14 protein-coding genes are annotated in these 19,937 nt (G+C 70.9%); 7 read left to right on the top strand and 7 right to left on the bottom strand.

Going from position 1 to position 19,937, the window contains the following annotated elements; genetic code table 11:
• Positions 1-25 precede the first annotated feature (25 nt).
• Complete coding sequence (locus AB0I89_RS05135; protein WP_357120356.1) at positions 26-2,440, bottom strand: PEP/pyruvate-binding domain-containing protein; 2,415 nt, start codon at positions 2,438-2,440, stop codon at positions 26-28.
• 83 nt (positions 2,441-2,523) lie between these two features.
• On the opposite strand from AB0I89_RS05135, the gene AB0I89_RS05130 reads away from it, so the two are divergent.
• The 3 genes from AB0I89_RS05130 (at position 2,524) to AB0I89_RS05120 (ending at position 6,651) form a co-directional block, all read left to right on the top strand.
• Positions 2,524-3,183, top strand: coding sequence for a M23 family metallopeptidase (locus AB0I89_RS05130; RefSeq protein ID WP_357120805.1), 660 nt, complete (start codon positions 2,524-2,526; stop codon positions 3,181-3,183).
• Between the two features lie 73 nt (positions 3,184-3,256).
• The gene (locus AB0I89_RS05125; RefSeq protein ID WP_357120353.1) at positions 3,257-3,487 is read left to right on the top strand and encodes a DUF2188 domain-containing protein; all 231 of its coding nucleotides are present in this window, start codon (positions 3,257-3,259) and stop codon (positions 3,485-3,487) included.
• Between the two features lie 200 nt (positions 3,488-3,687).
• The gene (locus AB0I89_RS05120) at positions 3,688-6,651 is read left to right on the top strand and encodes a fibronectin type III domain-containing protein (protein ID WP_357120350.1); all 2,964 of its coding nucleotides are present in this window, start codon (positions 3,688-3,690) and stop codon (positions 6,649-6,651) included.
• A 345-nt stretch (positions 6,652-6,996) separates the two neighbouring features.
• Here AB0I89_RS05120 and AB0I89_RS05115 read toward each other — a convergent pair whose 3' ends face one another.
• The 4 genes from AB0I89_RS05115 to AB0I89_RS05100 form a co-directional block, all read right to left on the bottom strand.
• Positions 6,997-7,980: a hypothetical protein gene (locus tag AB0I89_RS05115; RefSeq protein ID WP_357120347.1), complete on the bottom strand. Its 984-nt coding sequence runs from the start codon at positions 7,978-7,980 to the stop codon at positions 6,997-6,999.
• Positions 7,981-7,996: 16 nt separating this feature from the next.
• Positions 7,997-8,542, bottom strand: coding sequence for a hypothetical protein (locus AB0I89_RS05110; protein ID WP_357120344.1), 546 nt, complete (start codon positions 8,540-8,542; stop codon positions 7,997-7,999).
• A gap of 121 nt (positions 8,543-8,663) precedes the next feature.
• Positions 8,664-9,686 carry a DUF4331 family protein gene (locus AB0I89_RS05105; RefSeq protein ID WP_357120341.1) on the bottom strand — a complete coding sequence of 341 codons (1,023 nt, stop codon included), beginning with the start codon at positions 9,684-9,686 and terminating at the stop codon, positions 8,664-8,666.
• 153 nt (positions 9,687-9,839) lie between these two features.
• Positions 9,840-11,096, bottom strand: a complete 1,257-nt coding sequence (locus AB0I89_RS05100) for a family 16 glycosylhydrolase (RefSeq protein ID WP_357120338.1) — start codon at positions 11,094-11,096, stop codon at positions 9,840-9,842.
• Between the two features lie 291 nt (positions 11,097-11,387).
• On the opposite strand from AB0I89_RS05100, the gene AB0I89_RS05095 reads away from it, so the two are divergent.
• Positions 11,388-11,786, top strand: coding sequence for a hypothetical protein (locus tag AB0I89_RS05095; RefSeq protein WP_357120335.1), 399 nt, complete (start codon positions 11,388-11,390; stop codon positions 11,784-11,786).
• Positions 11,787-11,800: 14 nt separating this feature from the next.
• On the opposite strand, the gene AB0I89_RS05090 is transcribed toward AB0I89_RS05095, so the two are convergent.
• Together AB0I89_RS05090 and AB0I89_RS05085 are read right to left on the bottom strand one after the other, a co-directional pair.
• Positions 11,801-13,249: an aminotransferase class V-fold PLP-dependent enzyme gene (locus tag AB0I89_RS05090; protein WP_357120332.1), complete on the bottom strand. Its 1,449-nt coding sequence runs from the start codon at positions 13,247-13,249 to the stop codon at positions 11,801-11,803.
• Complete coding sequence (locus AB0I89_RS05085) at positions 13,239-14,918, bottom strand: ATP-binding cassette domain-containing protein (RefSeq protein ID WP_357120329.1); 1,680 nt, start codon at positions 14,916-14,918, stop codon at positions 13,239-13,241. The genes AB0I89_RS05090 and AB0I89_RS05085 overlap by 11 nt, the downstream gene beginning before the upstream one ends.
• Positions 14,919-15,075: 157 nt before the next feature.
• Here AB0I89_RS05085 and AB0I89_RS05080 point away from each other — a divergent pair, with 157 nt between their 5' ends.
• The 3 genes from AB0I89_RS05080 (at position 15,076) to mmsB (ending at position 19,889) form a co-directional block, all read left to right on the top strand.
• Positions 15,076-16,254, top strand: coding sequence for a glutathione-independent formaldehyde dehydrogenase (locus tag AB0I89_RS05080; protein WP_357120326.1), 1,179 nt, complete (start codon positions 15,076-15,078; stop codon positions 16,252-16,254).
• Positions 16,255-17,046: 792 nt separating this feature from the next.
• Positions 17,047-18,594 (top strand): multiple monosaccharide ABC transporter ATP-binding protein, encoded by a 1,548-nt coding sequence (gene mmsA, locus AB0I89_RS05075; RefSeq protein ID WP_357120323.1) that lies wholly within the window; start codon positions 17,047-17,049, stop codon positions 18,592-18,594.
• Positions 18,591-19,889 carry a multiple monosaccharide ABC transporter permease gene (mmsB, locus tag AB0I89_RS05070; RefSeq protein ID WP_357120319.1) on the top strand — a complete coding sequence of 433 codons (1,299 nt, stop codon included), beginning with the start codon at positions 18,591-18,593 and terminating at the stop codon, positions 19,887-19,889. The genes mmsA and mmsB overlap by 4 nt, the downstream gene beginning before the upstream one ends.
• Positions 19,890-19,937 lie beyond the last annotated feature (48 nt).

Genomic DNA, 19,937 nt, shown 5'->3' with positions numbered 1-19,937 from the left:
GTCGTCCTCGGGGTCAGGTGGGTGGTCAGTGGACGGTCACGGCGCCCGCGCCACCGTCGACGGTGACGAGTTGACCCGTGGTGATCGTTCGGGTGGCGTCGGGCACGCAGATGACGGCGGGGATGCCGTACTCCCGCGCCACCGTGGGGCCGTGCGCCATGATCGCGCCCGTCTCGCTGACCAGGGCGGCGGCGGTGAGGAACAGCGGGGTCCAGCCGGGGTCCGTGGTCGCGGTGACCAGGACGTCGCCGGGCTCGACGTGGGCGGTGGCCGGGTCGTGCACGACGCGGGCCGGGCCGGTGACCCGACCTGCGGACGCTCCCACGCCGACGAGCGTCCCGTCACCGCCGGGTACCCGTGCCAGGACAGTCTCGACGTCGGTGCCGTCGGACAGCAGGGCCACCGGCACCGACCGGCGACGCAGCTCGCGGCGGTGCGCGGACCGCCGGGACGCGACGACGTCGCGCTGGTCGACACCCTGGTGTACGGCGACACACACCTCGTCGAGGGTCAGGAACATGATGTCGTCGCGCTGGTCCAGCAGCCCGGCGTCGGTCAGGTCGGCTCCGATCAACAGCAACTGTCGGCGGGTCTCCCGCAGTGGGTACAGCCCGGCGAACTTGCCGGCCTCGCGCAGGCCCGCCAGCGAGCGGGCGCGACCCAGCAGGAAACCGGCGATCCGGCCGCGTACCGGCCGCTGTCGGCGGGCCCGCGCGACGAGGTCTCTCAGCGCCGTCTCGGCCGTCGCGGCGGCACGGCGGAAGCGCTGGTCGGGGCCCTGCTCCGGGTCGGTGACCCGGAGATAGTTGGCGAGCGCGGCGAAGACCGGTGTGGGGTCCTCGGCCCAGCGCGGCACCCCGAGGTCGACCTCGGCCGCACCGCGGTGCCCGTACGCGTCCAGGAAGTCGGCCATGCCGATGTCGGGCAGCGCTCCGCGCAGGTGACGGGCGGCCAACTCGTCCGGTGGTGTGTCGAGCAGCAGTCGCCGGTGCTCACCCACGCCCTGGGCGAGTCGCCACAGCGCCAGGTCCATCTCGATGGTGACGTTGTGTGGCATCCCGCCGAGCACGGCGTGGATCTCGTCCGGACCGGCGATGCCCTTGAGCAGCGGGGACGGCAGCGCCGTGGCGAGCATGCCGGCGACGATCGGCCACATGATGGCGTCGCTGTGGTCGGTGTCGTCGCGCGCCTCGACGAAGCGCAGCCGCTCGGCGGTGGTCCGCAGGTCGTCGGGGGCCACCGAGCGGGCTCGGAGCTGATCGATCGCCTCGAACAGCCGAATGCGTGCCGTGTCCGGGCGGGCCAGGGCACGCCCGATTCCCACCGCCGCCCGGCCGGCGGTCCGTAGTGACGCCGCCCGCTGTGCCGTGCCGCGCCCGCCGCTGGTCGGGGCGAATCGCGGATCGGCCAGGACGTGCCGCATCACGGCCTGCGCCCGGGGGCCGAAGTCGACCGCCATGAGCTTGACCAGTCGTCGCCGGGACGACCTGCTCCGGGCCAGGTCGGTCAGGTCGCCGTAGAGGCGGCCGCCGATGTCGACGATCTCCACCCGGACGCCGAGCGCCGCGAGCGTCGCGGTGATCTGCGCCCGCAGGGTCGCCATGCCCATCGGGGTGACCGGTCGCAGCATGCCCTGGACGTGGCCGAACTCCAGGAAGACGCGGGGGAGGGGCTTGCCGGTGGCCGGCGGCAGGGGAAACAGGCTGGTGATCGGGCGTGACTGCAGCAACCACAGCACGTCGTCCGCGTCGATCGCCCACTCCACGTCCTGCGGGCAGCCGAAGTGCCCGGCCAGCCGCTCGCCGGCCGCCCGCAGCCTCTCCAACTGCGCGGACGTCAGGCACCCGGTGTCGTCCCGCGCGACGCCGTCGAGGACGTAGTGGTCCACGGCCGTGCCGCCGTCCACGACGGTGGTGCCGAGTCCCGGCGCGGCGTCGACCACCATCTCGTCACGCCGACCGGTCAGCGGGTTGGCGGTGTAGAGCACCCCCGCCACCGTGGGCGTGACCATGCGTTGCACGACGACGGCCATCGCCAGCTCATGCTGGTCGATCTCGTGGGCCTCGCGGTACGCGGTCGCGCGGTCACTGTGCAGGGAGTCCCAGCACTTCTCGACCGCGGCGACGAGTTCCGCCGCGCCGGTGACGCCCAGGACGGTGTCCTGCTGCCCGGCGAAGCTGGCGTCCGGCAGATCCTCGGCGGTGGCGCTGGAGCGTACGGCGACCGGGCCGGCCCCGAGCCGCTCGTACGCCGCGATGATCTCCGCCACCGGTACGACGCCGTGTCGGTGGGCCTCGGTGGTGACGCAGAACCCCTCGGGTACGCGTTCGCCGTGCCGGATCAGCGCGCCCAGCCCGGCTGCCTTCCCGCCGACCAGGTCACTCATCTCGGCGGTCACCTCGGACAACGCGAGCACGTACACGCCGACCCCCAGTTGCAATACGACTGCATTGCATCCACCGTAGCGCTTTGACGATGCAACTGCAACGCATCGCCGCTGGTCGAGGATGGCCGACGTCTGCCATGCTCGGGCCGGTGACGACCGGCCGCCCCACCAGAGTCCGCGCCCATCGCCGTCCCCGTCGGCGAACCCTCGTCATCCTGCTCGCGCTCGTCGCGGCGGCGGCCGTCGCCGGCGTCGCCGTGGTCGTCGTGCCGATGCTGCGACCGGCCGGTCCCCGCCCGCTCTTCCAGATGCCCGTCACCTGCGGGGAGACCTGGCAGCTCAGCACCTACCCCGGCCACGACGACTACGACGTCGACTTCTTCCCCATCGAGGGCGAGTCGTGGGGGCGTCCCGTCCTCGCCTCCTACGGCGGCACCGTCACGGTGGCCGGCATCAACGGCTCGCTGGGTGGGCGTACGCCGGAGAACCCGGAAGGGCCGCGCGGACGTGGCGGTGGCTACTGGGTGAAGATCGACCACGGCGGCACCTGGGAGACGCAGTACCTGCACCTCCTCGAACCGCCGCTGGTCACGGTCGGTCAGAAGGTCACCCAGGGCGAGCAGATCGGTCGACTCGGCAGCACCGGCAACTCGGGCGCTCCGCACCTGCACTACGAGCAGCGCCGAGGTTGGGACAAGGTGGAGACCCACTTCGACGGCACGCCGTCGGGCATCACGACCGACGAGGAGGAGCAGATTCTCCGCCGGGTGAGCAACAACTGTCCGGCCGTCTCCTGAGGACGGCGGTTTGCCCGCCCCCGCTCAGGGCACTGAAGAGGACGACCGCGCAGACGCAGGGAAGGAGCTGGCGATGACCAAGGGCGATGTCGACACGTACCAGGAGAACGGCCAGTGGAAGAACCGCCCGGAGGGCAGCGACCGGGCCAGCAGCACGCATGACACCAAGGCCGACGCGCAGGAACAGGGCCGCGAGATGGCCGCCGACCGGGGCGTCGAGCACGTGATCAAGAAGCAGGACGGCACGATCGGGGAGAAGAACACCTACCCGCGCAGCCGCGACCCCCGCGACATCGCGGGCTGATCACCCCACCGCCTGCGGACCGGCCCCCTCGGTGTGACCGAGTGGGGCCGGTCCGCTTCCGTATGGGCTTCGCCGGCTTCCGCGTACCCAGAGTATTGGGGGCTTTTGGGGTATAGAGTCCCTTTTGGGATTGGAGTGACCAGCGGAGGATGGACGTGGCGTTTCCAGGACTGTGTCGTCCGATGGGCACCCTGGCTCTCGTGGCCGCCGTGACCGCGGGGGCGCTGACGCTCACACCGCTACCGGCGTCGGCCGTCGGGTCCGTCCTGTTCGACCAGCCCTTTCACAACAACACCGCGAACGGCATCGGCCCGGTGACGGTGCCGGGCGTGCCCACCGCCGGCGGGACCAATGCCGCCTGCCTCAGCGCGGCCGGCAACACGACCACCGGCCCGCTACTGAGCTGCACCACCTCCACCGACCCGCAGGGCGCGGGCAAGCTGCGCCTCACCCCCGCCACGATCAACCGCCAGGGCGGGGTGTTCGGCGCGGTCAGCGTTCCCACCTCGCAGGGTCTGCACCTCACCTTCAACACCTACCAGTACGGCGGCTCCAACCCGGGCGCGGACGGCCTCGCCTTCGCGCTGGCCGCTGTCGACCCCGCCAACCCGAGGTCCCCGGCGACCCTCGGTCAGACGGGCGGTTCGCTGGGCTACTCGGCGGCGTTCAACGGCGTGTCGGCGGGTCTGTCCAACGGCTACCTGGGCATCGGGCTGGACGTCTTCGGCAACTTCAGCAGCAGCACCTACCAGGGCACCGGCTGCACGAACCCGCCGTACATCAACACCACCGGGGGGCGCGTACCCGGGCAGGTCGTCGTCCGTGGTCCGGGCCGCAACGGCGTCGGCTACTGCGCGATCAACAGCAGCGCCGGCAGCACCTCGGCCCCCGCCCTGGCGTTGCGGGCCAGCACCCGGGCCGCGTCCGTGGTGCCGGTCGAGGTCGTCATCAACACCACCGGCTCGCCGTACATGACCGACAGCGGGATCACCACTCCCGCCGGTCAGTACCGGATCCGCTTCACCCCGGTCGGCGGTTCCGCGCAGACCCTTCAGGGCGCGCTGCCGGTCGTGTCGCCGACCCTGTACCCGTCGCCGACCTGGCTGAACGCCGACGGCTACCCCCGGCAACTCGCCTTCGGCTGGGTGGGCTCGACCGGATCGGTCACCGACTTCCACGAGGTCGACGAGGCTCGGGCGGTCAGCTTCAACCAGGTGCCGGACCTCAACGTCGCGCAGACCAGCGCGGTCGGCCCCACCCCGCAGCCCGGTGACCCGGTCACCTACTCGATCATCGCGGGGGTCGACGCCGGCGCCACGGAGACGTCGCCCATCTCGGTCACCCAGACCGTGCCGACCGGCGTCACGCCGCGCGGCGCGGTCGGCACCGGCTGGGTCTGCGGCCCACCCTCAGGCCAGACCATCACCTGCACCAACAGCAACGGTCCGTTCCCCGGCGGCACCTTCCTGCCGCCCATCACCGTCGTCGCCACCGTGACCGGAACCGGGGTGACACCGGCACTGATCCAGACCGCCACGGTGGCGACCTCGTCGTCGGTCGACGCGAACCCGGGCTACTCCGGCATCGCCACCGGCGTCGCGCCAGCCACCGCACCGAGCGGTGTGACCGTCACCCCCGCGCAGAGCTCGATCGCCGGGGGCATCGCCGTCACCGTCGGCGGCAGCAACCTCACCGGTGCGACCGCGATCACCATCGGTACGCCCGCCGAACAGCAGGCCGGCACGTCGGTGCTGCTGCTGCCCTGCACCTCCGGCCCGGCGGCCGGCTGCTTCACCGTCAACCCCGACGGCACCCTCGGCATCTCCTCGATGCCCGCCCGCTCCAGCGCGGCGACGGTCACGGTCAGCGTCGTCACCCGAGGCGCCGCCGGGTCGGCGAACTACGTCTACGCCTCGGCGCCCGCCACGCCGGCCACGCCGACCGCCGTCGCGGGTGTCACCAGCGCCACCGTGAGCTGGACCGCGCCGGCGAGCAACGGCAGCCCGATCACGGCGTACCTCGTCACCCCGATCCGGGACGGCGTCACGCAACCGACCCTCTCCTTCGACGCCTCCACCACAAGCCGCACACTGACCGGGCTGACCGCCGGCTCCTCGTACGCCTTCCGGGTCGCCGCGGTGAACGCGTACGGCACCAGCGCGGCCAGCCCGGTGTCGGCGGCGGTGGTGCCGTACACCCTGCCGGGCGCACCGGCGATCACTTCGGTCACCGGGGGGACGACCGCCGCCAGGCTGAGCTGGACGACCCCGGCCAACGGCAGTTCGCCCATCACCGGTTACACGGTGACGCCCTACCTCAACGGAGTGGCGCAGGCCCCCCAGACCTTCAGCGGGACCGCCACGATCCAGGTCGTCACCGGACTGACCGGCGGCGCCACCTACACCTTCCGGGTGGCCGCGATCAACGCGGCCGGTACCGGCCCCCAGTCGGCCCCCTCCGCGCCGGTGGCGGTCAACCCGCCGCCGACCCTGAACTTCGCGCCGCCGCCGCCGGGCAAGGCGTACGTGCCGTACCAGTACCAGCTCACGGTGACCGGCGGCACGAGTCCCTTCGTCTGGTCGGTCAGCTCCGGAAGCCTGCCCCCCGGCCTGAGCCTCGACCCGGCCACCGGCCTGCTCGCCGGCACACCGACGGCGTCCGGCACGTTCCCGTTCACCGTGCGGGTGACCGACTCGTTCAACCAGTCCGACACGAGGGCTGCGCAACTGGTCATCAGTCCGCTCGGCGGGCTCTCCATCAGCGTCCCGACGATCTCCCCACTCGGCACCGTCACCTCGGATGCGACAGGTGTCTCGGGTCAACTCGGCCCGGTCACCGTCACCGACGACCGTGGCCCCTTCTCCGGACGGTGGGTCAGCGTCGTCTCGACCACGAACTTCACCACCGGTTCCGGCACGTCGGACGAGACCATTCCGAACAGCAACATCACGTACGCCTCCGGGCCAGCCCTCGCCACCACCGGTGACGGGACGTTCCTCCCGCAGCCCGGCGCCGTACTGGACACGCCGCGCACGGCCGCCGGCTGGTCCGGCCAGACCGGCGGCGCGAACTCCGCCACCTGGAATCCGACGCTTGTGGTGCGGCTTTCGAACGGGCTGGTGGTCGGAGACTATGTGGCGGTCGTGACGCACTCGGTCATCTAGGTGTTCTGTCCAGAGAGGTTGGGGACGCGGCGGTCGACGGCGCCGACGAGACGTTCTCACGACACCATGCCGGGTCGGGTGACCGACCTGTCCGACGCGTTCGCCGAGAAGCGCTGGGACACGCGCGGGTCGGCACGACGCGCCACACGTGCCTCCGGGTGACGCCTCGTCAGATAGCGGCGTGAGATCGTCGGCCGTGACCTGCCGCGTGCCGGCCGGTGGCCTGCCGCGTGCCGGCCGGTGACCTGCCGCGTGCCGGCCGGTGGCCGGTCTGAGGCTGCTCCGAGAGGACGTCGCCCGGCCGTTCCAGTACGGGAACGGCCGGGCGACGTCGAGCGTTGGCGGTCAGGCCAGCCGGGTCCGTTGCCGGCGGACGAGGTGCCAGCCACCGAGGCTGACCAGGACCAGCGCGGCGAGCCCGCCGACGGCGTAGACCAGCCAGCCTGGCCCGGTGGCCGTCGTGACCGCCATCGGCGCGGCGACGGGCAGGACGATCGTGCCCGTCGCGGTGCGCTCGACGGTGCCGCTGGCGAATGTCGCGTGCACCTCCCAGGTGCCCGCGGGCAACGACTGGTTGACCTCGACGCGGACCTGGCCGCTCTGGCCGGGCAGGATCGTCACGCCGTTCGTCACCTTGAACGGTCCGGCCTGCACCGCCGCCTTGCGCAGCGACAGCGTGCCGGTCATGTCCAGGGCGCGCTGGCCGGTGTTCGTGATTTTGGCGGACACCACGGGAAACTCGCCGGTTCCGGGCTCCGCGGTCAGTCCGTCGATGCGGAAGTCCGTCGGTGGCTCACCGCCGGGGCCGACGTCCAGGTAGACCCGGATGCCGACCCGGTGTATCTGCGTGACGTTGCCGCCGCGCTCCTTCGAGCTGGTGACCTGTGCCCAGATCGCGGCGTACCGCTCACCCTTGGACGCCTTGCTCGGGACGGCGATCTCGACCTCGACCGGTCGCCGCTCGCCCGGGTCCAACTCCAGCCTGGCGGTCTTGAGCCGGATCCATCCGCTGAGCTCGTTGCCCGTACGCCCCTCGGGCACGGCGAAGGCGTTCTTCTCCACCGACGCCGCCCCGGAGTAAAAGTCGATCTTCTGCGTCTCGTCCGAGGTGTTCTGCACCTCGACCCGACGGTGGATCGTCGTGCCCGGCTTCAGGTGGTCCACGATGTAGACCTGCGCGCGGGGGTCCTGCACCCGACTCGCGGGAATGTCCAGCATGCGGATGCTGATCGCGGCATCGTCGGCGGGTTCCTGTCGCTGCTCCCGCGCGGCAACGGCTGGTGCCGCCGACACCCCGAGCGCCACGAGGGCGACCGAGGCCAGCAACACCAGCCGGCCGAGCGGTTCAGAACACCGAATGTGTCACCGTCCCGGTGTAGACACCCTGGACGGTGCCGACCGGAATGTCCACCACCAGCGTCGGGTTCCAGGTGGCGAAGTTGTTGCCCGTACCGCCGGTGTGGCTCATCGCGGTGCGGGGCACGTTGATGATCACCTGCTGGGCCGAGGTGGGCTGCCCCGGAGTGAAGGTGCCCCCACCGGCGGTCGCCGTGGCGGGACCGGACCAGTACAGGACGTTGATGTTCGGGATCGTCTCCCCGGAGCTGCCGCCGCCGGTGGTGAAGTCGGTGGAGATGACGTTGGCGGTCCAGTTCGGGGTGAGCGAGCCGCGCTGGTCGAGCACGGTGACCGGGCCGAGCAGGCCGGTGACGGACGAGCCCTCGACGCCGTGCCCGATGTTCGCCGTCGCCGGTACGGTGATCGAGAGACCACCGGCGGCATCGACGGTCAGGGTCACGATGGTGTCGCCCGTCGTGTCGGCGGCTGCCGGCCCGGCGAGAGCGAGGGCGGCGGCGAGGCCGGCCACGCCCGCGAGAAGTTTCCTGCGCATCAAATCTCCTATCTGAATCGCCCAACGGATGTGATTCAGAGATTAACCACGCAGAGTCTCCCAAAACGGTCAAACGACACCACCGTCATCCGGCTGGGTCGCCGCCAGGCCCGTGCGGCGGTCAGGCCGGCACCACGTACGGGAACGCGTCGGCGCGGGCGGCCTTCGTGACGTCGGGGGTGAGTCCGGAGGTGGTGCCGGTGTTCAGGACCAGGGAGAACATCACCTCGGGCGCGTTGTCGGCCATGGTGCGACCGTTGCGGACCGCGAAGCCGTAGTTCGCGGCCGTGCCCACCGTGTACGACAGCACGTCGGGGTAGAGCGCGCGGGCGACGCTCCAGCCGTACGCCTGGGGGTCCGGCGCGGTGCCGTTCGCCGCGACGACCCCGGCGACCGCCTTGGCGATCTCCTCTCCGTCCTCGGGCAGGTCCTGCTTGGGGTGCCGGAAGTTCGCCGGATCCGAGAAGTCGGTGTCGTGCGGCCAGAACACGGGCCACATCATGGGGTGGCCGGCGCGGTTGATCTGCCGCCATCCGCCCGCGTCGGTGGCGAGCAGGGTCCGGCACCAGACGCCGATCTCGGTGCCCTCGCGCAGCAGCGGCTCGTCGTGGGAGACCTCCAGGACGATCGACTCGACCGTGGTGCCGGCGAAGCTGTTCGTCGCCTGATCGGCCCGCCACGTCGAGCGGTCCACCTTCGCCCCGTTCTTGACCGCGCCGTTGATGGTGGCGAGTTCGCCGAGATCGATGTAGAACGGGTCGGTGATCCGGCCCGCCCAGACCCGGACACGCTGCCCGGTCGTCACCTCGCCGGTCCGGCCCTCGGCGATCGGAGTGCCCATGGCGGCGTCGTCCCGGGCGTCGGCGCCGGTGAGTTCGTACAGTTGGAGGGTCTGCGTGGCGTTGCCGTCCGGCTCGCCGAACGCGAACCGGTAGGTCAGCTCCTCGGTGTCCGCCCCGTTGAAGTGAATCTTGAACTCGTAGCGGGCCTCGGCGTGGAAGCCACGCTTGATGTCGGCCCTGGTCACCGAGCTGTTGACGTCCATGACGAACACCGTGGCGTGGTCGCCGTCGAAGACGTAGAGGTCGTCGATGTAGAGCTGACCTCCCTGGGCCGCGAGGGGGGTGTCGAGGTGGTGCGACATGGGCTCACTCCCGTGATGGCTATATACGGACTAAACCGAACATAGCGGTCGCTGGGTGGTCGCCCGACCGAATCGGGTTCGGGGCACTGTCGCGCACGCGAACGGGCCGTCCGAGGCTGCGCTCGGACGGCCCGTTCGCTCATGCCGGTCTGCTCAGAAGCGGGACCACTTCTGGTTGGACGCGCCGAGGCAGTCCCACAGGTGCAGCTTGCCGCCGTTGTTGGGGTTGGCCTCCCGTACGTCGACGCACTTGTTGGCGCTGAGGTTGACCAGGTCGCCTGCGCTGTTGAGCGTGAAGCGCTGAGCCGGGTTGCCGTTGCAGCTGACCAGGTTGACCTCGGTGCCGTTGGCCGTGCCGGCCCAGGCCGGGTCCATGCACTTGCCCATCGCCCGGACGGTCCCGTCGGAGGCGAAGGTCCACGCCTGCGCCGCGGTCGTGTTGCAGTCCCAGATCTGCAGCTTGGCGCCCTCGACGGGGTTGGCGCTCGGGATGTCGATGCAGCGCCCGCTCTGCGCTCCCCGAAGCCGCGTGGTGCCGGACGGCGGGTTGCCGCCGTCGGAGGTGTAGCTCGACACCCGGACGTAGTCGACGAGCATCTGCTGCGGGAACTGGGTGGAGCCGTCCGGGTAGCCGGGCCAGTTTCCCCCGACCGCCACGTTCAGGATCATGAAGAACGGGTGGTCGAACACCCACCGGTTGCCGCCGAGGCGGGCCGGGTCGACCCGGTGGTACTGCACCCCGTCCAGGTACCAGGTGATCGCGCCCGGCTCCCAGTCCACCCGGTAGTCGTGGAAACCGTCGGCGAGCGGGCCGCCGATCGTGCGGCTGCCGGTGATGCCGCCACTGCCCGAGTAGCCGGGGCCGTGCACGGTGCCGTAGACGGTGTTGGGCTCCCGGCCGATGTTCTCCATGACGTCGATCTCGCCGGAGTCGGGCCATCCGCCGCCGGTGCCGAGCATCCAGAACGCCGGCCAGATGCCCTGACCGCGCGGGATCTTGATGCGGGCTTCGAAGCGGCCGTACGTCTGGGTGAAGGTCGCCGCCGTCAGCAGCCGGGCCGAGGTGTACTCACAACGGCCGTAGTGGCACTGGTAGTTGGCGGGGTTCTCCCGACGGGCGGTGATGACGAGGTTGCCCTGGCCGTCGTGTACGGCGTTGCTGGTGCTGTTGGTGTAGTACTGCCGCTCGTTGTTGCCCCAGCCCCCGCCGCCGATGTCGAAGCGCCACTTGTTCGCGTCGACGGGCGTACCGGCCGGGGCGTTGAACTCGTCCTGCCAGGTGAGTCCGCCGATGGCGGCCTCGGCGCGGTCGGACTGGCCCGGGAGGGTGAGGGTGGCGAGGGTGGTGACGAGGGCGACCGCCGCGAGGACGAGGGGGCGGCTGCGGGAGGTGGGGCGGGCTGTGAACACGGGAGGCTCCTCAGCGAGGTGAAGGGGAGGCGGCGCGTCGGAGACGGCGCGGCAGAGAATCTTGGAGAGCGCTCTCCAAGCGAAGCATGTCGATATGGTGACCTTTCTGTCAAGAGTGTTTCCAATGCCGCGACGGTCCGTTACCGCCCGATCGCACCCCTCGATAGCGGTCGAATCGACACTTCCTATTGCCGTGGAGCGTCCACCCGGGACAGGATGACGAGGTCCGCAGGAAACCTCCCCGTAACCTGCGTGCTGCTGGTCTCTGTCACAAGGAAGTGGGAGTCAGTCATGAGCGACGCGTCGACGGCGCTGGGTGTGCGCCTCTACCCGGATCTGGTCGAGCGGGGTGGCCTGGCCCCCGCGCTCATCGAGACCGCCGACCGCCACCGGCTCGACATCGGCCGGGTGACCGCACCCGAGCAGGGGCGGGCCCGGTTCACCTGCGCCGAGCTGCACTCCGACCAGGGCGTGGTCTGTGTCGGGCTGGGCTCGCAGGCCCGGTACTTCATGATCGACGTCCGCTCCGCGGGCGAGGTGCTGGCCCGCGGCGACTGCATGGACCTGGTCCAGGTCGCCCAGGTTGCCTCGGCCTGGCGGGAGGGGGCGACCCTCGCCGAGCTGGCCGCCCGGTTCGCGTTCATGGAGGAGATCACGCACCGCCCGGCGCCGGTGGCCCAGGTCGGCTAGCCCCGGAGGGCACGTCAGCACCGGAGCCGGGGCGGCAACGGCGGCCCGACCTCACCGTCCCGGTCCAGGTAGGACGACTCCACGAAGGCGACGAAGCGTTCGGCGTCGGCCGCGGTGGACGCCAGCCCGAACGACACCCGGACCGCGCCGCCGGTCGGTAGCGCCAGCGCGTCCAGGTACTCGTCGATCGTACCGATCTGGGCGAGCAGGCGTCGCCGCAGCGTCTGCCGGGTGATCCCGAACGCCCCCTCGCCCGCACCCGGATTGCAGAAGCATCCGGTCCGCAGGGAGAAGCCCGCCGCGGCGGCCTCCCGGGCGACAAGTCGCTCGTCGACCGGCGTGCCGTCCGGCCGCAGCACGTTGAACGTCACGGTCGCGCCCCGGCCCTCGCCGGTGGCCGGCCCGTACACCCGCACCAGCGGTTGGCCGGTGCGGTGCCGCAGCGCGGTCAGGCGGTCCAGCAACCAGGCGGTGAGCAGGCCGACCCGGCTGTGCACGAGATCCACGCCGATCGAGTCGAGCCACCGCAGCCCGAACTCCACGTCCGGAATGCTCAGGAAGTTGAGCGTGCCGTCCTCGAACGCCGACTCGTCGTCCATCGAGCGGTGCCAGTCACCCTGCACGCTGACCGCCCTGATGGTGCCCCCGGCGAACCACGGACGGCGCAGCCGGGCCAGCGCGTCACGACGCGCCAGCAGCGCGCCGACGCCGGTCGGATAGCCGAACAGCTTGTACCAGCTCAGGCAGACGAAGTCGGGTCGGACGACGCGCAGGTCCAACCGGTTCGTGGCGGTGAACGCGGCGGCGTCCAGCAGCACGTCGTAGCCGTGCCGGTGGGCCAGCTCGACCCAGCCAAGGGGATGCTGCACGCCGGAGAAGTTGCTCTGCGCCGGGTACCCGAACAGCCCACGGCGGCCGGACCGAACCCCGCTGCCGGCGTCGAGCACCGAGACCAGGTCGGCCTCGGCGACCCGCAGCTCCGGGCCGCTCAACGGCACGTACCGCACCGCCGCGCCGGCCGCCCGGGCGTACTCGCGGATGCCGTTGACCGAGTTGTGGTTGTCCCAGGTCAGCGCGAAGGGTGCAGTCGGTCCGAAGGGGTACGCCTCGCCGACCAGACGGCAGGCGCCGCTGGCGTTGGGGGTGAAGACCACCGCGTACTCGGCGGGGTCGGCGGAGAAGAAGTCGAGCACCGCCCGCCGGGCCGACTCCACCAGCGAGCCGGCCGCCGCGCTGGTCGGGCTCTCCGAGTGCGGGTTGCCGTACGGGCCCGCCAGCAGCCGGTCGTGGTGCGCCCGCACCTGGGCCCGTGCGGTCACCCCGGCCCCGGCGTAGTCGAGGTAGACCTGGCCGTGCCGGTCGAGGTGCGGGTACTCGGTGGCGCGTAACTCGTCGATCCGCGCGGTGTCGGCGTACCCGGGCAGGTCTGTCGGCGAGAGGGCAGGGGCGCGCTCAGGCCGCACGGCGGGCCTCCCGCCGTACCAGCACCGCCCAGGTCGCCGCGAGCGAGAGCAGCACGAACCCGCCGAGTACCAGCCAGTCGACCCAGACCGCTCGCGCGAAGGTGTCGCCGTACGTCTGCGACAGCGGCGGGCCGAGCGGTGAGCCGCCGTCGCGCCACAGCCGTTCCACCCCGGCGGTGTGCCCCAACCCCTCGAACGCCCAGCGGTTCGACATCGCGTAGCTGAGCCACCGGCCGCCGTCCGCCATGGCCGGCACCGGCAGGATCGCCCCGACGAACAGCACCTGCGGGAAGCACAGCATCGGCAGCATGAGGGTCGCCTGGGCCGCGTCCGAGACGGACGCGGAGCAGAGCAGGCCGAGCGCGAGCGCGGCCGCCGAGGAGAGCAGCAGGGTCGCGTACAGGGCCGCGAAGTCGCCGCCGCCGACCGGCGGCAGTCGGTCCATGCCGCGCAGCACCCCGAGCAGGGCCAGGTCCACCAGGGCGAGCAGCGGCAGCAACACCGCGACCTTCGCCATCAGGTACGGCAGCAGCCGGACACCCGCCAGGCGCTCCCGGCGCAGGATCGGCAGCTCCGTGCAGATCTGGAGCAGACCGTAGGTCAGGCCGAAGAAGAAGCCGCCGAACGCGATCCAGAAGAGGATCATCACGGTGACGGTCGGGCTCGGGCTCGCTGGGTCGAACGCGCCGGGGCGGAACAGCAGCGCGAACATCCCCAGCACCATCAGTGGTGAGCCGAGCAGGATCGCCAGCGTCAGCCGGTTGCGGGCGACGATCTCCGCGTTGCGCGCCGCGAGGACCCACCACTGGCGCAGCCGGCCAACCGGCCGTCCCGGACCCCTGCCGCCTGGGTCGCCCGTGGTAGCGGTCGGTCCAACGGCGCGCGACGCGGCGAAGCGCTCGGGCCAGACGGTCTGGTCGGACTCCTCGTCGAGCAGCAGGTGGACCTCCGCGAGGGACCGCAGGCCGAAGAACTCCCGGGCGGCGTCGGGCGTGCCGGCGTACGCCAACCGCCCCTCGCGGGTCAGCACGACCACCCGGTCGCAACGGTCCACGTCAGTGACCTGGTGGGTGGTGAGCACGACGGTCGCACCGGCGTCGGCGAGCGTCCGCAGCGCCCGCAGGAGGTCCACGGCGATCGCCGGATCCAACCCGGAGGTGGGCTCGTCGAGGAAGAACACGCCGGGTCGGGTCAGCAGCTCGACGGCGATGCTGGCGCGCTTGCGCTCACCGCCGCTGAGGCGACCCACCGGCACGTCGGCCCGCTCGGTGAGCCGCAGCTCGGCGAGCACCTCGGCCACCCGGCGCGACACCTCGGCGGGGCCGGTCCCCGGTGGCAGGCGCAGCCGGGCCGCGTACCGCAGGGTGCGGGCCAGCGGTAGCTCGCGGTGGATGATGTCGTCCTGCGGGACGAAGCCGACCGAGCCCGGGACACCGTCATCGTCGTACCCCACGGTGCCGGCCGCCGGTCGGCGGACCCCGGCCAGCGTCTCCAGCAGGGTGGTCTTGCCCGCGCCGCTGACCCCGATGATCGCGACCAGCTCGCCCGGCGCGACGGTCAGCGAGATGTCGTCGAGGACGCGACGTCCACCTCGGACGGTCGCCCCCAGGTCACGGGCCACGATGCCGACGCCGGTGCGCGGTCGGGACGTGGTCTGTTCGGTCGTCATGTCGAAGGTGCCCGATCCGGTCGGCGAGGTGGTGCCCCTGACATCGTGCTTCGCCGATGCTACGTCGCGCGGCGGACCGTCCTGCCCGTCGATCGCTCCGGCATGAATCGGCCAACCGGGGGAAGACCGACGCTCCACCACCTGAGGGGGAGCCGGTATGAGAGCCGTCGTCTACGTAGACGTTCGGGACGTCGCGGTACGGGAGGTGCCCGACGCGAGGATCGAGGCGTCGACGGACGCGCTCGTGCGGATCACGTCCACCGCCCTGTGCGGCACGGACCTGCACATGTACGACGGGCGCACCGGCGCCGAACCGGGGTTGGTGTTCGGCCACGAGCCGCTGGGTGTGGTGCAGGAGGTCGGCTCGGCGGTGCAGACCGTGCGACCCGGCACCCGGGTGGTGATCCCCACGCACCTGTTCTGCGGCACCTGCGTGATGTGCTCGCGCGGGCTCTCGGCGGCCTGCCTGCGGGCACGGGCCGAGGGGCCGGGCGCCGCCTACGGCTACGCCGGGATGGGTCCGTACCGGGGTGCCCAGGCCGACCTGCTGCGGGTGCCGTGGGCCGACGCGAACTGCGTGCCCGTGCCGGGAGAGCCGGGCGACGCGTACGAGGACGACTTCGTGCTGCTCGCCGACGCGTTCGTGACCGGGTGGCACGCCGCGGCGACCCTCGCCGAGGTGCAGGCCGGCGACACCGTGGCCGTGTTCGGTGCCGGCACCATCGGTCTGCTCGGCGCGTACTCGGCGCTGCTGCGGGGCGCCCGGGTCGTCTACTGCGTCGACGGGGTGGACGCCCGGCTCGACAAGGCCGGTGAGCTCGGCGCGGTTCCGGTCGACTTCCGCCTCGGTGACCCGGTGGAGCAGATCCGCGCCGACCGCGCGCGGGCCGGTCTGCCGCTGGGCGAGGAGAAGTTGGGCGGGATCGACCGGGTCATCGACGCGGTCGGTTTCCAGGCGCGCGACCGGGAGCACCCCGACCAGGAGCGCCCGGACCAGGTGATCGCCGACGCCGCCCGGCTGGTCAATCCCGCGGGTTCGATCGCCGTGGCGGGCGTCTACCCCGAGAAGGACCTACACCCGCGGCCGGGCGCGAGCGCCCGCGAGGATCTCGTCGCGCCCTGGGGAACGCTGTTCACCAAGGGCGTCGCCGTGCGGTTCGGACGCACGCACGATCGTCGCTACACGGTGCTGCTGCGGGACATGGTCGTCGCCGGTCGGGCCCGGCCCGGTGTGATCGTGACCCACCACGGCGTTCTCGACGACGCGCCGGGGCTGTACCGCAGCTTCGACCGCCGCGAGGACGCGGTGATCAAGGCGGTGCTGCACCCCAGCTGACCGGTCGACCTCCACCGCCCGCCCCCGCCCCCGCCCCGCCCCGCCTCGCCCCGCCCCGCCTCGCCCCGCCCCGCCTCGCCCCGCCCCGCCTCGCCTCGCCTCGCCTCGCCCCGCCGATCTTGCACTTTCGGTCGTCGACATGAGCGGAATGCCCGCTATGCCGCCACAGCAAGTGCAAGATCGCGGGTGATCACCGCCCGCCCCCGTCGATCATGGAGTTGTGGTGCCGGGTTTGGAGATAGACGCGCGCTTTGTCACCAACCACAACTCCATGATCGGCGGGGCGAGGCGGGGCGGGGCGGGGCGGGGCGGGGGCGGGGGCGGGGGCGGGGGCGGGGCGTGCGGGGGTGGCGGCCGTCGATCCCTTCGCTCGGGGGAGGCGTGGGTCACATCGCAGGCCGCGGTCGGCCGAGGCATGCTGGACGGGTCGCCGGCCTCATGGCTCGATCACCACCGTTCGATGGCAGTTCGGCCGCGGCGCACGGGTGTCCGCGCCTGCTGGGGCGGATTGTGCCTGGTGGCGAGCCTGCTTGCGGTGATCGGCGCGGATGGGTCGTCGACTCCGATTTGACAACGTTGCCAGGAGCGGTCCATGGTGCCATCGGCGACTCGTGGGACCGGCGTGACGGGCGAATACTCTGCTTCGTCTATATTGCCGGATTGTTACATTTTCAACACCGCCTCGCCTTGCGGATGGCCTGCTCACCGCAATACGTTGCCGTCAACAACAAAACCAAGTGAAGGTTCAACCTTCCGGAGGCAACCGATGACGTTGGCGAGGTGGTACGAGCGATGAGCGACGTGCCGATCCTCCTTGAGATGCGTTCCATCACCAAGGAGTTCCCCGGAGTCAAGGCCCTCTCCGACGTCAACCTGGTGGTTCGCGCCGGCGAGATCCATGCCATCTGCGGCGAGAACGGTGCGGGCAAGTCCACGCTGATGAAGGTGCTCAGCGGGGTCTATCCGTACGGCAGCTACGACGGCCAGATCGTCTACCAGGGGTCGGAGAGCAAGTTCTCCGACATCCGGGCGAGCGAGGGCGCCGGCATCGTGATCATCCACCAGGAGTTGGCGCTCATCCCCGGGATGTCGATCGCCGAGAACATCTTCCTCGGTAACGAACCGCGCAAGCGGGGCGCGATCGACTGGAAGGCCGCCAACCGGATGGCGCTGGACCTGATGGCCCGGGTCGGTCTGGAGGAGAACCCGGACACCCTGGTCAAGGACATCGGCGTCGGCAAGCAGCAGCTCGTGGAGATCGCGAAGGCGTTCGCCAAGGACGTGAAGCTGCTCATCCTGGACGAGCCGACCGCCGCGCTGAACGAGGCCGACTCCCGGCACCTGTTGGACCTGCTGCGCGGCTTCCGCTCCCGCGGCATCACCTCGATCATGATCTCGCACAAGCTGAACGAGATCGAGGCGATCGCCGACCAGATCACCATCCTCCGGGACGGCAAGACCGTGGAGACCCTCGACGTCAAGGCGGACGGGGTCGACGAGGACCGGATCGTGCGGGGCATGGTCGGCCGCGAGCTGAGCAGCCGGTTCCCGGACCACACCCCGAAGATCGGCGACGTCTTCTTCGAGGTGCGCAACTGGAACGTCCGGCACCCGATCTCCGCCGAGCGCCAGGTCTGCAAGAACGAGAGCTTCGTGGTGCGCCGCGGCGAGATCGTCGGCTTCGCCGGCCTGATGGGCGCGGGCCGCACCGAACTCGCGATGAGCGTCTTCGGCCGCTCCTACGGGGTGTACGAGTCGGGCACGATCATCAAGGACGGCAAGGAGATCGTCCTGAAGTCGGTGGCGGACGCCATCGACCACGGCCTCGCGTACGTCAGCGAGGACCGTAAGGCGCTCGGCCTCAACCTGCTCGACGACATCAAGACGTCGACGGTGGCCGCCAAGCTGTCCAAGATCTCGCACCACGGCGTCCTGAGCGAGGTCGAGGAGTACCAGGCGGCCGAGGCGTACCGCAAGGAGTTGCGGACCAAGGCCCCGACGGTCGACGAGGGCGTCTCCAAGCTCTCGGGCGGCAACCAGCAGAAGGTCGTCCTGGCCAAGTGGATGTTCAGCGACCCGGACCTGCTGATCCTCGACGAGCCGACCCGCGGCATCGACGTGGGCGCGAAGTACGAGATCTACGGCATCATCCAGCGGCTCGCCGACCAGGGGAAGGGCGTTGTCGTCATCTCCTCGGAGCTGCCTGAGCTGATCGGGCTCTGCGACCGCATCTACACCGTCTTCGAAGGCGCCATCACGGGCGAGATCGCCCGGGCGGACGCGAACCCGGAAACCCTCATGAAGCAGATGACCTCGACGAAGAAGTTGGCCACCCGATGAGCCGTATCAGAGACCTTCAGAAGAACCTGTTTGGAGGCACGACCTCCAACGCCCGCCAGTTCGGGATGATCTTCACCCTGGTGGCGATCGTCCTGATCTTCCAGATCTGGACCAATGGGCTGACGCTGCGGTCGGACAACCTGATCGCGCTGTTCCAGCAGAACTCGTACATCCTGATCCTGGCCATCGGCATGCTCATGGTGATCGTCGCCGGGCACATCGACCTCTCGGTCGGCTCGGTCGCGGCATTCACCGGCATCCTGGTCGCCAAGTCGATGACCGAGTGGAATCTGCCCTGGCCCGCCGCCATCGTGTTCGGCCTCGCCATCGGCGCGGTGATCGGCGCCTGGCAGGGCTTCTGGGTGGCCTACATCGGGGTGCCGGCGTTCATCGTCACCCTGGCGGGAATGCTGCTCTTCCGCGGTGGCAACCAGTTCATCGGCAACGCCCAGAGCATCCCGGTGCCGGAGGGCTTCCGGGAGATCGGCTCGGGCTTCCTGCCCGAGTTCGGCCCGAACACCGGCTACAACAACGCGACGCTGCTGCTCGGTCTGGCCGCCGCTGTGGCGGTGGTGTGGCGCGAGATCCGGGCCCGCAACACCCGACGGGCGATGGACGCCGACCCGGCGCCCCTGTGGATCTCGATCCTGCGGATGGCCGTCATGGTCGGGGTGATCGCCTTCGCGGCGCTGCGCTTCGCCAGTGGTCGCGTCGGCACCAGCTTCCCGATCTCGGGCATCATCCTCGTGGCGCTGGTCATCGCGTACTCCTTCTACACCCGCAACACGGCCGGCGGCCGGCACATCTACGCGGTGGGCGGCAACTCCCGGGCGGCCGAGCTGTCCGGCGTGAAGCTCAAGCGGGTCAACTTCTTCGTCATGATGAACATGTCCGTCCTGGCCGCGCTGGCCGGCATGATCTTCGTGGCCCGTTCGCAGGCCTCCGGGCCGCAGGACGGTAACGGCTGGGAGCTGGACGCCATCGCCGCTGTCTTCATCGGTGGCGCGGCCGTCGCCGGCGGTATCGGCACCATCAGCGGCTCCATCGTCGGTGGTCTGGTGATGGCCGTGCTCAACAACGGCCTCCAGCTCGAGGGCGTGGGCACCGACAAGGTCCAGATCATCAAGGGCCTGGTCCTGCTGCTGGCCGTCGCGATCGACGTCTACAACAAGAGCCAGGGGCGCTTCTCCATCATCGGGAGCCTGATGCGGCCGTTCCGCCGCGAGGACTCCGCACCACCCGCCTCACCGCCGGACGCGGAGCGCGAGCCCGCCAAGGCAGCGGTGTCCGGCTGACGGCCACCGACCTCTCCACCCGTCTCACATCCAGAAAGGCAAGTCCTC

The sequence above is a fragment of the Micromonospora sp. NPDC049801 genome, assembly GCF_040656575.1.
Classification (GTDB): Bacteria; Actinomycetota; Actinomycetes; order Mycobacteriales; family Micromonosporaceae; genus Micromonospora.
This window is presented reverse-complemented; position numbering and strand designations above follow the sequence as displayed.

Bases quoted from the DNA above. Each gene is read 5' to 3' on its own strand.
- AB0I89_RS05110 (WP_357120344.1), bottom strand. From the start codon at position 8,542: ATGCGCAGGAAACTTCTCGCGGGCGTGGCCGGCCTCGCCGCCGCCCTC.
- AB0I89_RS05095 (WP_357120335.1), top strand. From the start codon at position 11,388: ATGAGCGACGCGTCGACGGCGCTGGGTGTGCGCCTCTACCCGGATCTG.
- AB0I89_RS05105 (WP_357120341.1), bottom strand. From the start codon at position 9,686: ATGTCGCACCACCTCGACACCCCCCTCGCGGCCCAGGGAGGTCAGCTC.
- AB0I89_RS05080 (WP_357120326.1), top strand. From the start codon at position 15,076: ATGAGAGCCGTCGTCTACGTAGACGTTCGGGACGTCGCGGTACGGGAG.
- AB0I89_RS05085 (WP_357120329.1), bottom strand. From the start codon at position 14,918: ATGACGACCGAACAGACCACGTCCCGACCGCGCACCGGCGTCGGCATC.
- mmsA (WP_357120323.1), top strand. From the start codon at position 17,047: ATGAGCGACGTGCCGATCCTCCTTGAGATGCGTTCCATCACCAAGGAG.
- AB0I89_RS05125 (WP_357120353.1), top strand. From the start codon at position 3,257: ATGACCAAGGGCGATGTCGACACGTACCAGGAGAACGGCCAGTGGAAG.
- AB0I89_RS05130 (WP_357120805.1), top strand. From the start codon at position 2,524: ATGCTCGGGCCGGTGACGACCGGCCGCCCCACCAGAGTCCGCGCCCAT.
- mmsB (WP_357120319.1), top strand. From the start codon at position 18,591: ATGAGCCGTATCAGAGACCTTCAGAAGAACCTGTTTGGAGGCACGACC.